Here is a 13,296-nt window from a genome sequence, read left to right on the forward strand (position 1 = left end):
GGGAGGCCTGATAGCCGGGCTTTCACAGCAACAAAACCCTTATTCCGCAGCTTCTGCCTGAATGAAGCCGCCCGACTGCCGGTGCCAGAACCGTGCATACAGCCCGCCCAGGTCCAGCAACGCCTCATGGGTTCCGGTTTCCACGATCCGTCCCTGATCAAAAACAACGATGCGGTCCATTTCGCTGAGCGTGGACAGACGGTGCGCTATGGCCAGCACGGTTTTACCCTGCATCACCCGATGCAGCGCAGTCTGAATCGAAGCTTCAACCTCGGAGTCCAGCGCCGATGTCGCTTCGTCGAGAACCAAAATTGGGGCATCTTTCAGAATGGCCCGCGCCAGAGCGATCCGTTGCCGCTGTCCGCCGCTGAGCTTTACGCCACGCTCCCCCAGATGAGCATCATAGCCCTTACGACCATGAGCATCTTCAAGACTCAGGATGAAGTCATGCGCTTCGGCCTTCTTTGCGGCCTTGATCATCTCGGCCTCTGACGCGTCCGGCCGACCATACAAAATATTCTCACGAGCGGATCGGTTGAACATCGCCGTTTCCTGCGTGACCATACCGATCTGCCGGCGCAGACTGTCTTGCGTCACCTGCGATACGTCCTGGCCATCGATACGAATAGCGCCATTTTCCTTGTCATAGAGCCTGAGCAACAGCGAAACGAGCGTGGATTTCCCCGCCCCCGAGGCACCGACGATGCCCAATTTTTCACTCGGATCGATGGTCAGGGTCAAATCCATGACCCCACCGATATCGCGACCATAGGCAAAGCTGACGCCTTCGAAGGAAATCGATCCTTCCGTCACATCAAGGTCCTTCGCGCCGCGCATATCTTCGATCCGGTCACGCTTGGCCAGTGTTTTCATCCCGTTTTCAATTTCACCGACATTGGCATACAGCCCCATCAACGTGAAACTGACCCAACCGGTCATCTGAGCTATACGGATCGAAACGGCCCCAGCAGCCACGATATCCCCGGCGGTCGCCATGTCGCCCTGCCACAGCCACAAGGTTGCGCCCAGCAGCAAGACGGGCAGGACTCCAGCCAGCGTCATGAGGATGAACCGGAAACTGGCCGACAACTTGCCAAAATCCAGAGATTTTTCACGCAGATCCACCATCGATTCACGCGCGGCCTGATCTTCAAAAGCGGAATGGGCGAAAAGCTTTACAGTCTTGATGTTGGTGATCGTATCAACCACCTGCCCGGACACCATCGCCCGCGCCCCGGCCCGCGCCGCCGACCGCACTCGGATGCGCGGCAAATACCAGCGCACAAGCAGGAAGTAGATCACCAGCCACGCGGCAAAGGGCAACATCACCAAAGGATGTATAGACCCTAACAAAAGCAAAGACCCCACCAGAGACGCCAGGGCAAACACAATCGCGCTGATGGTTTCCGACACGACCGACGCCATGGCGTTCGATGTCTGCATCTGTTTCTGAGCGATCCGGCCGGCAAAGTCGTCATCGAAATACGTCACCGATTGGCCCAGCGTCCAACGGTTCAGCTTGGCCAGCACCAAAGGTGTGATGTTTGGCATGACAATGTAATTGTTCGACAAAGATGACAGGCCAAACAGGATCGGGCGAAGCAACATAAAGAAGGCGACCGCACCGAAGATCATCCACATATTCGCCGGGGTCAGAAAATTCTCGGGCCCGCTTGATATCGCCACATCAATCACACGGCCCAGAATCCACGCTGTCCCCGCCTCCATCGCACCTGCAGTGGCCGAGAAGATTGCCGCAACAAACAACATCGGCCACGCGCCGGACAGGCTCCAGCGAATGAACGCCCCCAACGTCTGCGGCGGGGGCGTTTCGATGTTCCTGAACGGATAGATGAGGTCGGCAACCCTCATTCAACGGCCTCCGGGTTCATGAAACCACCAGATTGCCGCGCCCAGAATTGGGCGTAAAGGCCACCCTGCGCCAGAAGGTCGGAATGCGTGCCTTCCTCAACGATACGGCCAGCATCCATAACCAGAATCCGATCCATCTGCGCGATGGTACTGAGCCGGTGGGCGATGGCGATCACGGTCTTTCCTTGCATCATGCCGTAGAGGGTTTCCTGAATTGACGCTTCGACCTCGGAATCTAGCGCGGATGTCGCCTCATCCAACAACAAGATCGGCGCATCCTTCAGGATCACCCGCGCCAGCGTCACGCGCTGCCGCTGTCCACCGCTGAGCTTCACCCCCCGTTCGCCGACATGTGCGTCGTACCCGGTCCGACCCTGCGGATCTTGCAAGTCGAGGATAAACTCATGCGCTTCGGCCTGCTTGGCGGCGGCGATCATCTGCGCCTCGGACGCATCCGGCCGGCCATAAAGGATGTTGTCGCGTACAGAGCGGTGCAGCAAGGCGCTGTCTTGTTGAACCATACCGATATGACTGCGCAGGCTGCCCTGGGTAACGTTCGCAATGTTCTGACCATCAATTAAAATCGCACCGCGCTCAACGTCGTAGAACCGCAGCAGCAACTTTACCAAGGTCGATTTGCCAGCGCCGGAGCGACCGATCAGGCCAATCTTTTCACCCGGTTGAATGGTCAGATTGATATGGTCCAAGCCGCCGGCCTCGCGACCATAGTGATGCGAGAGGTCAAGGATCTGGATCTCTCCCTTGCCGAGCCGCAAGGGTTTTGCATCAGGTGCATCGATCAAATCGATGGGCTGGGCAATGGTCTCCATCCCCTCGGCCACGATACCAAGTTGGCGGAAAAAGCTGGTCAGGGCCCACATGATCCATCCGGTCATGGCGTTCAGGCGCAGGGTCAGCGCCGTGGCCGCTGCAACAACTCCGACCGAAGCGCTGCCCTGCATCCACAACGCGATCGCCCAGCCCACAACGCCCACGATCAGCATGCCGTTCAATGCGACCAGAACGGCATCCATGATAGTGAATATTCGCATTTCGATCTGAAATGTCCGGCGGGTTTCCTCGATCGCTTCACGGGCATAGTCCAGCTCTTGCGGGCCATGGGCAAACATTTTGACCGAATGGATGTTCGTATAGCTGTCCACGACCCGTCCCGTGACCGTCGAACGCGCGTCCGATGCCGCCTTTGACGCCGGACCGACACGCTGAACAGTCCATCGCACCAGTGCCGCATAGAACGCAAACCAGATCAACAGCGGGATCAATAATCGCGGATCCGCCGCATACAGCAGGAACGCCGCACCGATCAAATAGGCCAACGAAAAGGAAATCGCGTCAAAAACCTGAAAGACCACTTCACCGGCCGCAGGCGGTGTCTGCATGATCCGGTTTGCAATCCGCCCGGCAAAGTCGTTTTCGAACCAGCCAACTGATTGACGCAAAACATGTTTGTGCGCACGCCAGCGGATCAATGTGCCAAAGTTTGGCAAGATCGTATTGTTCAGAATAAGTACATCGACCAGATGCAGAAGCGGTCGAAATAGCAACACAAAGGCCGCCATCAAAAGCAATTCCGTTCCGTGGTTTTGCCAGACCTCTGACGGCGTACCGCCCAACATATCCACAACGCGACCCATGTAATAGATCAGTCCGATTTCAACGCCCGCGACGACAATGGAAATCAGCGCCGCCCAGAAAAATACCCGAAAGAACGGTCGCGAATAGTCCAGCATGAAGGGCCACAAGCGCGTCGGCGGTATGTCAGCCTCGCGGTAGGCAACAAAAGGGTCAACAAGGTTTTCGAAATAGCGAAACATGGAGAGTGCTCCGATTGAGCAGAAACTAAAGACGTGCGAAGAAAGATGGCGCCTGAACACCACCCTTTACGGGGCAAGTGTCCCGGCTTTAGCCGAACCAGATCCCGTAATACATTCGCATTCCTCCATCCATGTGACTGGCGCACCTAAACACAAAGGATCAATGTTGTCATCCCTTTTTGAGACTTCGAACTAGTGTGCCAGCAACTCTTCGCGAGACAGCGCAAAACCGGATGCGATCCAGCGTTTTTCCAGCTCGGCCAGCTTCTTGCCCAGCGCCGGGCCGGTGAAGTTGGGGATCAGATCCCTGGCCTGGACGGGGAAACGCGCTGCTGCCCCGGCGTGCAGATCGCGCCGCAAATCTTCGGACCAGGGTTGTTCCAGAAAAGCGCAGCGCAAAAGCGTCTCGTGCAAACCACCTTCGTCGCCATAGCGATATCCCAGTTCAGCAATACTGGTTGCGGCCTGTGCCTCTTCGCGCATCCTGATCAGGCGTTGCAACTGCGAACGGCTCAACCGCAATGTGGCGGCATTATCGGGCGTAGCAATCGCAGCCAGGCGACGCACCGGATCGGGATCGGCACCAGCCGCCCGTTCCAGCGCGATCAAAGGGGCCAAAGACCGATCGTCCGCACCCGGTAACACCCGGGCCAAAACACCTGTACTGCGCATGGTCGCAACGGCGGGGGCTGGATCAGGCGATGCCAGCAATTTCAGCAGTTCGGCCCCGACCCTCTCGCGCGACAGCGATTCCAGCCCGTCAAGATTGGCACCGATGGCGGCCAGAGCATCGGGATCAAAACCGGCATCCGGATCCCCATACCAGGCGTGAAAACGAAAGTAACGAAGCGAGCGGAGATAGTCTTCACGTATACGATTCTCGGCTGTTCCGATAAACCGCACCAACCGGGCCTTAAGGTCGGGAAGGCCCCCAAGCGGGTCTAAAACAGTGCCATCGGGCTGTGCGTAAATCGCGTTCATTGTGAAATCACGTCGCGCCGCGTCTTCTTCGACGTGATCGGAAAATGCCACGACAGCGCGACGACCGTCGGTTTCCACGTCACGGCGGAAGGTCGTGACCTCGTGCGGGATACTTGCGCTGACCACTGTGATCGTACCATGCTCGATGCCGGTTGGAATGGCCTTGAGCCCGGAAGCCTGAGCCATTTCGATGACCCGCTCGGGTTTTGCGTCGGTGGCGATGTCGATATCCGAAACCGGCGCGCCAAGCAGCGCGTTGCGCACGCAGCCACCCACAAAAAGCGCCTGAGCCCCGGATGAGGTCAGGGCCGAACAGACTTTTTGGGTCGCTGGCTCACTGATCCAGGGCTCGTCAATCTGCATCATTCATTCACCCGTGCTGCAAGCCCGCGCAATATGCGGGCGGTCGCGCCCCAAATGTAATACGGGCCGTACGGAACTGCGTAGTATCTGCGTCTCTGGCCGCGCCATCGGCGCGACTCAACCAGATAATTCTCAGGATTCAAAAGATGGGCAAGGGGGGTCGAGAAAACTTCGTCCACTTCGCCGGGCTCAGGCACGGGTTGGAACCGGTCCCGCAATACAGCGACCACAGGTGTTACGGTGAACGAGGTCACGGTTTCATGCGTCGGCAGAAACCCGAGGATCTCTGGCATTTCCGGGGGCAGGCCGATCTCTTCCTGAGCTTCCCGCAAAGCCGCTGCTGTAACATCAGCATCGGCTTCGTCCTGTTTGCCACCGGGAAAGGCGATCTGGCCCGGGTGATGCTTCAGCGCGGATGAGCGCTTGGTCAGGATGACCTGCGGTGTATCTTCAGCCAGAGAAATTGCCACCAGAACACCGGCGGGCCGTAACCGGCGCCCGGGCGGCAGAACGGTATCCGGGTTCAGGTCAAAATCGCTGGACCCGTGACCTGGGCGGCGCAGGCCCGCCCGGATCTTTTCAACTGGGTCATTCACCTTTGGTGTCTTCGGCATCGAACCCGACAGTTGCCGGGTCCAACACATAATGAGCCCCGCAGAACTGACAATCCGCGGTGACCTCGCCCTCGGGTGTGGTCATCTTTTCGATATCCTTGGCCGAATAGATTGACAGGCTCTGTCGCACACGATCCTCGGAACAGGTGCAGCCAAATTGCACAGATTGCGCATCATAAACACGCAGCTGTTCCTCGTGAAACAGGCGAACCAGAAGGTCGGTCGGCGCAACAGAGGGGCCGATCATTTCCAAATCCTCGACAGTATCCAGCAGGATGTTGACGCGACCCCAGTTTTCACCTTCTTCGCCATCAACCAGATCGGTAGCGGTCAGGATTTCACCCGTTCCTTCACCCGACGCTGCAAAGGGTGACGCTTTGGGCATGTGCTGCAGCATGATGCCGCCTGCGCGCCAATGCTCGCCCACGCCCGGCTCGGTCGATCTGCCGAAGCTCAGCGAAAACCGTGTCGGCAGCTGTTCGGATTGCGCAAAAAAAGCCTCGGCACATTCACTCAGCGATCCACCGGACAGCGGAGTGATGCCCTGGTACGGCTGTGTGCCCTCACCCTGATCGATCATGATGGCAAAATACCCTTCACCCACCTGATCGAAAGGCGCGGAATTGGTCAACCGGTCCCGGTCAAAGCTGGCATAAGCCCGAATCTGAGCGGACTGACCCTCTTCCTGCGGCGCATAATAATCGGTGGCGATCATGCGGACCGCCCCTTTGGACTGCACTTGCAACGACAATTTCCAGCGCAGCGCAACTGTCTGGCCGATCAACGCGGTCAGCAAGGCCATCTCGGCCACCAGCGCCTCGACCTGCTTGGGATAGTCATGCTGTTTCAGGATACCATCCAGCACGCCATCCAGACGGGCCACGCGGCCGCGCATGTCGGATGCATCAAGTTGAAAGGGCAGGACGGTATCGTCCCACGCGATTTTTGTTCCAAGAGACATGGGGTTTCCTTACACGCCACGGGTTGGCATACCGGCACCATATAGGTCGTACAGATTGGGTTGTAAGGGGCCATACATGATCAGGCGGTTCGGTGAAACCCCCGAGACGGGGCGGAAATATACCCGGAGGGTTGGCGTCTATGCCCTTTTGCCACGTGGCGGGCAATTGCTGTTGACCTGTCAGACAGAGCCGGGCCCAGATCTGCAATTGCCGGGTGGAGGCATCGATCCAGGCGAATCACCGATTTCAGCCTTGCATCGCGAAGTCTATGAAGAAACCGGGTGGCACGTCGCCAACCCGCGTCGTGTCGGAGCTTTTCGTCGGTTCACCTATATGCCCGAATACGATCTGTGGGCTGAAAAAGTCTGCCTGATCTACCGCGCCCGTCCCGTACGCCGCAAAGGCCCTCCGAGCGAAGCGTTCCACGAAGCTTTGTGGATGGAAGCCACCGATGCCGTTGGATTGCTGGGCAATGACGGTGACCGGCACTTTGCGGAAATGCATCTCAGTTCGCTTTAAGGCCCGTTATATTCGAAGAAAACGGCGGATACGTCATCCCCAATGCTATCTTTGAGCGAAATCTCTTGCGTCAATCGCCAGAACATGTCGTCCAGAAACTCCGACCCGCCCTTTGCAGAAATGCACTGCTGGGCCATCTCTCGCAAACCGTCTTCTTCCAGCAAACCACCTTCAGCGAGCTGACATTCGGTAAACCCGTCCGAGTACACCAACAGCTTGTCGCCGGGTTTCATGTGAGTCTCGATCTGCTGAAAGCTCGCGTCTTCGATCAGCCCGATCGGCAACCCGCCATCACCCAGATATTCAGTACTGCCATCCTGCCGCAGCAGGAGCGGATGCGGATGCCCGGCCTGTACCATTTTGAGATGCCCGTTTCGAAGATCCACAATGGCGTAGACCATCGTGAAGTATTCCTCGATCCCTTCATCCGCCATCAATCGGGAATTGAGCATATTGGCGACGTCTTCCGGAGGCAGCAGTGCGTAGAATTTGTTGAACCTCTTTTCCATTGCGACATTTTGATCAAAGTGTTTGCTTGAAAGATAACCGCCCAGACGCGCCGTCATCATGGCCGAGGTGATGCCATGTCCGGATACATCGATGCTGTAGAACCCCAGCCGATTGACCCCGGGCGAGAACATGCCAACAAGGTCTCCACCAATATGGCCACAGGGTTTCAACAACAGGTTGACCCGGGATCTTCCAAAGCTCCGCGTAAATTCCGGAACCAGCGATTCCTGGATTTTACGGGCCTGTATGAGGTCCTTGTCGATCGCGTCATGAGCCAGCCTGAGTTCCTCCAGCGCGGACTCAATCAGGCGGTTTTTCTGCGAAAGCTCGCGCTGCATGTCCAGAATGCGCGCGCCTGCGGATATGCGTGCCCGCAACTCATCCGCCTCAAGGGGTTTGATCAGAAAATCGTCTGCCCCGGCATCCAGCCCGCGTGCAACCTCCTGCTTTTCGCTTTTTGAAGTCAGCAGGATGAAATAACAGTATTGATCGGTATCCAGAGCGCGAAACGCATTGCAAAACTCAAGCCCGCTCATCCCCGGCATGACCCAATCGCTGAGAACAAGGTCGGGTGGATCATCCAGACAATGCGCCAAAGCGGCATCGCCCGTCTCCGCCTCGACCACCTCAAAGCCCCATTTTCTGAGCGATGCGACCAGGATGCGCCGCTGCAGACGGCTGTCATCCACCACCAGCACCTTACGGATCGCGCCGAAATCCAGATCTGATCTGGTTTCCTCAAGACTCGTCCTTGGCACCATTTACCCTCTGATCTGATGCGTTCATTCACACACGGCGATCCTAGTGGCGACGGTTTTAACATCCGGTGAAGACCGAAGGCTGCAATCCCGCTTGGCGTTTAACCTGGTGTTTACTGGTGTTGCCTATTCTTGAAAACGCATGTTCAACGGCAGGTGACGCAGTATGATCCACTGGGGCAGAGTCAGGCAATTGCGGGACGAAGTTGGCCCGGATGAGTTTGATGAAGTGGTCGACATCTTTCTGGAAGAAGTACAGGAGGTCATCGCCCGCCTGCATCAGGATACAAGCCGGTCCGAACTGGAACAGAATCTGCATTTCCTGAAGGGCAGCGCGCTCAGTCTTGGATTCGACCAGTTCTCGAAACTCTGTCAGGACGGCGAACGGCAGGCGGCCGCAGGTCAGGGCGGGGATGTCGATCTGCCCGCTATTCTGGTCGAATTTGACAGCTCGAAACAGAAATTCGAGGCTGAGCTGCGCCAGAACCTGGATTAAATCACGAACTGCGCCAGCGTTTCGTCTTCGGTTATGTCGGTGTAGGTGAACCCTGCCTCATCCAGATGCGCAAACAGACGCATGAAATTTTCAGGCTTGCGGGTTTCGATCCCGATCAGGACCGAACCGAAATTGCGGGCTGATTTTTTCATGTATTCAAAGCGGGCAATGTCATCCTCGGGGCCCAGAATGCCCAGAAACTCTTTCAATGCGCCCGGGCGCTGCGGCAGGCGAAGGATGAAATACTTCTTCACCCCGGAATAGCGTTGGGCGCGTTCCTTGACCTCAGGCAAGCGCTCAAAATCGAAATTACCGCCCGATGTTACGCAGACCACGGTTTTGCCCCGTACAAAGCTTTGGATATCGCCCACCGCTTCGATCGCCAGGGCGCCGGCGGGCTCCAGAACAATGCCTTCGACATTCAGCATCTCGATCATGGTGGTGCAGATTCGGTCCTCGGACAGGACCAGCACGTCCGACAGATGGCGTGATTTCAACAGTTCAAACGGTTTCTCACCGATCCGTCCAACCGCAGCACCATCGACGAAGGTGTCCACATGATCCAGCGACACAGGATGCCCCGCAGCCAATGCAGCCCGAAGACAAGCACCTCCAGCTGGTTCGACAAACAGACAATGGCTGCGATCCCCGAACCATGTGGCCACACCCGAGGACATACCGCCACCGCCGACCGGCAGCACAATGTGATCCGGCACACCGCCCATTTGCTCTTCGATCTCGACCGCCAAAGAGGCTTGCCCCTCGATCACATCCGCATCGTCAAACGGTGACAGGAAATGCCCGCCCTGCTGCGTGCACCAGGTTTGCGCGGCGGCCAGAGTGTCATCGAAATAGTCGCCGGTCAGGTGGATCTCGATATTGTCGCCGCCGAAGATTCTGGTCTTTTGAATTTTCTGCTGCGGTGTGGTCACCGGCATGAAGATCACGCCTTTGACACCCAGATGCTTGCACATGAAGGCCACGCCCTGCGCGTGGTTGCCCGCGCTGGCACAGACGAACAGGTCCTGCCCCTGCTGTTTTCGCATCGCGTTGAACGCACCGCGGATTTTATACGACCGCACCGGGCTGAGGTCTTCGCGCTTGAGCCAGATATCGGCCCCATAGCGGTCTGATAGGTGAGCATTCCGTTGCAGCGGCGTTGCCGGAAAAACTGAGCGCATCGCCTGTTCGGCGGCGCGGGCGCGGGTCATGATATCAGTCATGGGCGTTTCCCTGCCCCATCACCGCTGAAAGGGCAAGGAATACATATGTGTACGGGTTCAGGACAGCTCGCGCTTTTCGATGAAGACGCCGTACATTGTGGTAAAGATACTGATGTTGATCATCGGAAGGATGAGCGTGCCAAAGAACACGGTCAGCAAAACGCCCAAAACCGGAATTATTGCCAGGACAGTGAAAGCCAGCTGCACCAACACCTGGAACAGGAATGCAACGACGAGAAGCAACAAAATTGCACCGCTGACCCCCGCAGTTTTGGTCCATGCATCGCTGAGCGAGATGGGATCACCAATCGCCGCTGCTGGCAGGATAATTGACAGGCGATAGAAACATACGACCAGAAAAACGGTGTATGCAATCATCAGAATGATCGAAAGCCCCGCAAGGCTTTCGCCTAGTGCTGCAGCGAGCAGACCCATGGGGATATACGCGATCATCATCAAAATCCCCAACATCAGGAAGCGACCGAAATAGGCAAGGATCCTGTCGAAACGGAATGTCGGGAGTATTCCCGTGGGGTACTCTTCCATCAGGATGAAGCGGTGCCATGACACCGCGATCCAGAACATGGTGACGAACATTACCGCCAGCAAAACGAACACAAAGACAAAGACTGATCCTGCGTTTACACCCGGTGGCAGATCGACTGCGTTTTCATCAAGCGCTTCAAGCGGAATACCAAGCGCCAAGAACACGCCCACGATAACGATAGTCCCAATCAGAGCAGGGCCAACCGTGATCTGCAGGACCTGCTTCAGGTTCCCAAACACCATCCGCACCGAATGCACAAATATTTGCCATCCCAACATATGAAACCGCCCTCTCAACCAATGCTTGTTATTCTCTGCCTCCGTTTCACCCCAATTCAGTCACTGCGTCAATCCTCACAACTTGCCCCCGCGCGTAAAACCCGCTAGGGGCCAATCGTTCTACGCATAAAGGGAAGTCAGATGTCCGCGCCCAAGAAAGTTGTTCTGGCCTATTCCGGTGGCCTTGATACCTCGATCATTCTGAAATGGCTGCAAACCGAGTATGGGTGTGAGGTCGTGACCTTCACCGCTGATCTGGGTCAGGGAGAAGAGCTGGAGCCCGCACGCCAGAAGGCCGAACTGCTGGGGATCAAGCCCGAGAACATCTATATCGAGGACATCCGTGAGGAGTTCGTTCGCGACTTCGTCTTCCCGATGTTCCGCGCCAATGCGCAGTATGAGGGGCTGTACCTGCTGGGCACCTCGATTGCGCGGCCGCTGATCTCGAAGCGTCTGGTTGAGATCGCCGAAGCGACGGGTGCCGATGCGGTCGCCCACGGTGCAACCGGCAAGGGCAATGACCAGGTACGGTTCGAACTGGCGGCCTATGCGCTGAACCCCGACATCAAGGTGATCGCACCATGGCGCGAATGGGATCTGACCAGCCGCACCAAGCTGCTGGAGTTTGCCGAACAGAATCAGATTCCGATCGCCAGGGACAAGCGTGGTGAGGCGCCCTTCTCGGTCGATGCCAACCTGCTGCACACCTCGTCCGAAGGAAAGGTTCTGGAAGACCCTGCGGATATGGCGCCTGATTATGTGTACCAGCGTACCGTCCACCCCGAAGATGCCCCGAACGAGCCGGAGTTCATCGAAATCGGCTTTGAAAAAGGCGACGCGGTCGGCATCAATGGCGAGGCGATGAGCCCGGCAACCCTGCTGACCAAGCTGAACGAATATGGCGGCAAGCACGGCATCGGTCGTCTGGATCTGGTCGAAGGCCGGTTCGTAGGAATGAAATCGCGCGGTATCTATGAAACACCCGGCGGCACCATCCTGTTGGAAGCACACCGTGGCATCGAATCCATCACTATGGACCGTGGCGCTATGCACCTGAAGGATCAGCTGATGCCGCAATATGCGGAACTGATCTATAACGGTTTCTGGTACTCGCCCGAACGTGAGATGCTGCAAGCCGCCATCGACAAATCGCAGGAACATGTCACCGGCACCGTTCGCGTGAAACTGTATAAGGGTCTGGCCTCGACCGTGGGCCGCTGGTCGGATCACTCGCTGTATTCCGAGGCACATGTGACCTTCGAGGAAGACGCCGGAGCCTATGATCAGACCGACGCGGCAGGCTTTATCCAGTTGAATGCCCTGCGCCTGAAATTGCTGGCCGCGCGTGACAAGCGTTTGTCCAAGTGATTGACGAAGACGACAACGACGACGAGCTCGATATGTTCATCGAGGCGCAGGACACGGTTTGGGCCGATGTCCTGCGTGAACTGGAACAGGGGCAGAAAACCAGTCACTGGATGTGGTTCGTGTTTCCGCAACTGGCCGAGCTGGGCCAGTCCCATATGGCGCAGCTGTACGGCATCGAAGATCTGGATGAAGCGACACGCTATCTGAACCACCCTGAACTGCGACGCCGTCTGACACATGCGGCCTCGCTGTTACTGCAGCATCAGGGGCGCGACGCCAGCGATATTCTGGGCGGGGTTGATGCAAAAAAGCTTCGTTCTTCGATGACATTGTTTTCCTCGGTGGCGAATGCTCCGGCCGAGTTTCAGGCTGTTCTTGACGCTTTTTATGATGGCGCGCCCTGCGCTCGGACAGTTCAGAGCCTCAGCGCGTCGTGATGGGAAGTTCCAGTCGGGTCAGCCTTGCCTGTTCGATACCTGACGCTTTACGCATTCGGAAACTGCGAAAGGAACCCGGATGCTTCAGGACATCGCCGACGAAATTCAAAAAGGTCTGAACGGCAAAACCTTTGACGGCTCGTTGAAATTCGATTGTGGTGAGGACGGCGTTATTGTTCTGGCGGACAGTCAGGCATCGACTCAGGACCAGGAAACGGATTGCACGATCCGCATCTCGCAGGACAACCTGACCAAGCTTCTGACCGGAAAACTGAACCCGATGACAGGTGTCGCTTTAGGCAAGCTTAAAATCTCGGGCAATATGGGTGTTGCGATGAAACTGGGGCAGTTGCTGGGTTAAGCCGAAGGCAGGTTCATCGCGGACCTCCCCCTTGCCGGGACGCCCATATCCCACCGCCAAGACGGCGCGGTGTAAGGTATTCCACCGACGTCCGCCGCCGATAAACTCGTCTCACCAGCCCGTGACATCAGATGTCAGGCAATTGAATGTCATTCGGGTTCGGGTCACCATG

The 13,296-nt window shown here is 57.0% G+C and carries 13 protein-coding genes; 5 read left to right on the forward strand and 8 right to left on the reverse strand.

All coding sequences use genetic code 11. From position 1 onward, the window contains the following. Positions 1 to 39: 39 nt before the first annotated feature. The 5 genes from AC2FLP_RS15460 to hslO all read right to left on the reverse strand — a co-directional run bounded on the left by AC2FLP_RS15460 (position 40) and on the right by hslO (position 6,626). Positions 40 to 1,872, reverse strand: a complete 1,833-nt coding sequence (locus AC2FLP_RS15460; protein ID WP_496684847.1) for an ABC transporter ATP-binding protein — start codon at positions 1,870 to 1,872, stop codon at positions 40 to 42. After that, the gene (locus AC2FLP_RS15465) at positions 1,869 to 3,707 is read right to left on the reverse strand and encodes an ABC transporter ATP-binding protein (RefSeq protein WP_496684846.1); all 1,839 of its coding nucleotides are present in this window, start codon (positions 3,705 to 3,707) and stop codon (positions 1,869 to 1,871) included. Before AC2FLP_RS15465 ends, AC2FLP_RS15460 begins: the two co-directional genes overlap by 4 nt. A 192-nt stretch (positions 3,708 to 3,899) precedes the next feature. Continuing rightward, entirely contained in the window at positions 3,900 to 5,054 is a 1,155-nt protein-coding gene (locus AC2FLP_RS15470) for a CCA tRNA nucleotidyltransferase (protein ID WP_299899831.1), read from the reverse strand. Then, a complete protein-coding gene (locus tag AC2FLP_RS15475; RefSeq protein WP_496684845.1) occupies positions 5,051 to 5,665 on the reverse strand; it encodes a CoA pyrophosphatase in 615 nt (204 codons plus the stop codon). The genes AC2FLP_RS15470 and AC2FLP_RS15475 overlap by 4 nt, the downstream gene beginning before the upstream one ends. Beyond that, a complete protein-coding gene (hslO, locus tag AC2FLP_RS15480) occupies positions 5,640 to 6,626 on the reverse strand; it encodes an Hsp33 family molecular chaperone HslO (protein WP_496684844.1) in 987 nt (328 codons plus the stop codon). Before hslO ends, AC2FLP_RS15475 begins: the two co-directional genes overlap by 26 nt. 76 nt (positions 6,627 to 6,702) lie before the next feature. Here hslO and AC2FLP_RS15485 point away from each other — a divergent pair, with 76 nt between their 5' ends. Further along, entirely contained in the window at positions 6,703 to 7,146 is a 444-nt protein-coding gene (locus AC2FLP_RS15485; protein WP_299899830.1) for an NUDIX hydrolase, read from the forward strand. Here AC2FLP_RS15485 and AC2FLP_RS15490 read toward each other — a convergent pair. Continuing rightward, complete coding sequence (locus AC2FLP_RS15490; RefSeq protein WP_496684843.1) at positions 7,143 to 8,417, reverse strand: PP2C family protein-serine/threonine phosphatase; 1,275 nt, start codon at positions 8,415 to 8,417, stop codon at positions 7,143 to 7,145. The genes AC2FLP_RS15485 and AC2FLP_RS15490 overlap by 4 nt on opposite strands. A 163-nt stretch (positions 8,418 to 8,580) precedes the next feature. Here AC2FLP_RS15490 and AC2FLP_RS15495 point away from each other — a divergent pair, with 163 nt between their 5' ends. Beyond that, positions 8,581 to 8,910: an Hpt domain-containing protein gene (locus tag AC2FLP_RS15495; protein ID WP_496684842.1), complete on the forward strand. Its 330-nt coding sequence runs from the start codon at positions 8,581 to 8,583 to the stop codon at positions 8,908 to 8,910. Here AC2FLP_RS15495 and ilvA read toward each other — a convergent pair. Both ilvA and AC2FLP_RS15505 read right to left on the reverse strand, forming a co-directional pair. After that, positions 8,907 to 10,133, reverse strand: a complete 1,227-nt coding sequence (gene ilvA / locus AC2FLP_RS15500; RefSeq protein WP_496684841.1) for a threonine ammonia-lyase IlvA — start codon at positions 10,131 to 10,133, stop codon at positions 8,907 to 8,909. The genes AC2FLP_RS15495 and ilvA overlap by 4 nt on opposite strands. Before the next feature lie 57 nt (positions 10,134 to 10,190). Next, positions 10,191 to 10,958: a hypothetical protein gene (locus tag AC2FLP_RS15505; protein ID WP_496684840.1), complete on the reverse strand. Its 768-nt coding sequence runs from the start codon at positions 10,956 to 10,958 to the stop codon at positions 10,191 to 10,193. Between the two features lie 141 nt (positions 10,959 to 11,099). Between AC2FLP_RS15505 and AC2FLP_RS15510 the strand changes: the two genes are divergently transcribed. From AC2FLP_RS15510 to AC2FLP_RS15520, 3 genes are all read left to right on the forward strand, one after another. After that, entirely contained in the window at positions 11,100 to 12,326 is a 1,227-nt protein-coding gene (locus AC2FLP_RS15510) for an argininosuccinate synthase (protein ID WP_299899823.1), read from the forward strand. 32 nt (positions 12,327 to 12,358) lie between these two features. Further along, positions 12,359 to 12,763: a DUF1810 domain-containing protein gene (locus AC2FLP_RS15515; RefSeq protein ID WP_117872921.1), complete on the forward strand. Its 405-nt coding sequence runs from the start codon at positions 12,359 to 12,361 to the stop codon at positions 12,761 to 12,763. A gap of 79 nt (positions 12,764 to 12,842) precedes the next feature. Next, positions 12,843 to 13,124 carry an SCP2 sterol-binding domain-containing protein gene (locus AC2FLP_RS15520; RefSeq protein ID WP_117871291.1) on the forward strand — a complete coding sequence of 94 codons (282 nt, stop codon included), beginning with the start codon at positions 12,843 to 12,845 and terminating at the stop codon, positions 13,122 to 13,124. Positions 13,125 to 13,296 lie beyond the last annotated feature (172 nt).

The sequence above is a fragment of the Ruegeria sp. CDSA141 genome (assembly GCF_059612005.1).

Excerpts from the sequence above, each read along its gene's own strand:
- AC2FLP_RS15470 (WP_299899831.1), bottom strand. The coding sequence starts at position 5,054 with ATGATGCAGATTGACGAGCCCTGGATCAGTGAGCCAGCGACCCAAAAA.
- AC2FLP_RS15460 (WP_496684847.1), bottom strand. The coding sequence starts at position 1,872 with ATGAGGGTTGCCGACCTCATCTATCCGTTCAGGAACATCGAAACGCCC.
- AC2FLP_RS15515 (WP_117872921.1), top strand. The coding sequence starts at position 12,359 with ATGTTCATCGAGGCGCAGGACACGGTTTGGGCCGATGTCCTGCGTGAA.
- AC2FLP_RS15505 (WP_496684840.1), bottom strand. The coding sequence starts at position 10,958 with ATGTTGGGATGGCAAATATTTGTGCATTCGGTGCGGATGGTGTTTGGG.
- AC2FLP_RS15465 (WP_496684846.1), bottom strand. The coding sequence starts at position 3,707 with ATGTTTCGCTATTTCGAAAACCTTGTTGACCCTTTTGTTGCCTACCGC.
- hslO (WP_496684844.1), bottom strand. The coding sequence starts at position 6,626 with ATGTCTCTTGGAACAAAAATCGCGTGGGACGATACCGTCCTGCCCTTT.
- AC2FLP_RS15510 (WP_299899823.1), top strand. The coding sequence starts at position 11,100 with ATGTCCGCGCCCAAGAAAGTTGTTCTGGCCTATTCCGGTGGCCTTGAT.
- AC2FLP_RS15495 (WP_496684842.1), top strand. The coding sequence starts at position 8,581 with ATGATCCACTGGGGCAGAGTCAGGCAATTGCGGGACGAAGTTGGCCCG.
- AC2FLP_RS15520 (WP_117871291.1), top strand. The coding sequence starts at position 12,843 with ATGCTTCAGGACATCGCCGACGAAATTCAAAAAGGTCTGAACGGCAAA.
- ilvA (WP_496684841.1), bottom strand. The coding sequence starts at position 10,133 with ATGACTGATATCATGACCCGCGCCCGCGCCGCCGAACAGGCGATGCGC.
- AC2FLP_RS15475 (WP_496684845.1), bottom strand. The coding sequence starts at position 5,665 with ATGCCGAAGACACCAAAGGTGAATGACCCAGTTGAAAAGATCCGGGCG.
- AC2FLP_RS15485 (WP_299899830.1), top strand. The coding sequence starts at position 6,703 with ATGATCAGGCGGTTCGGTGAAACCCCCGAGACGGGGCGGAAATATACC.
- AC2FLP_RS15490 (WP_496684843.1), bottom strand. The coding sequence starts at position 8,417 with ATGGTGCCAAGGACGAGTCTTGAGGAAACCAGATCAGATCTGGATTTC.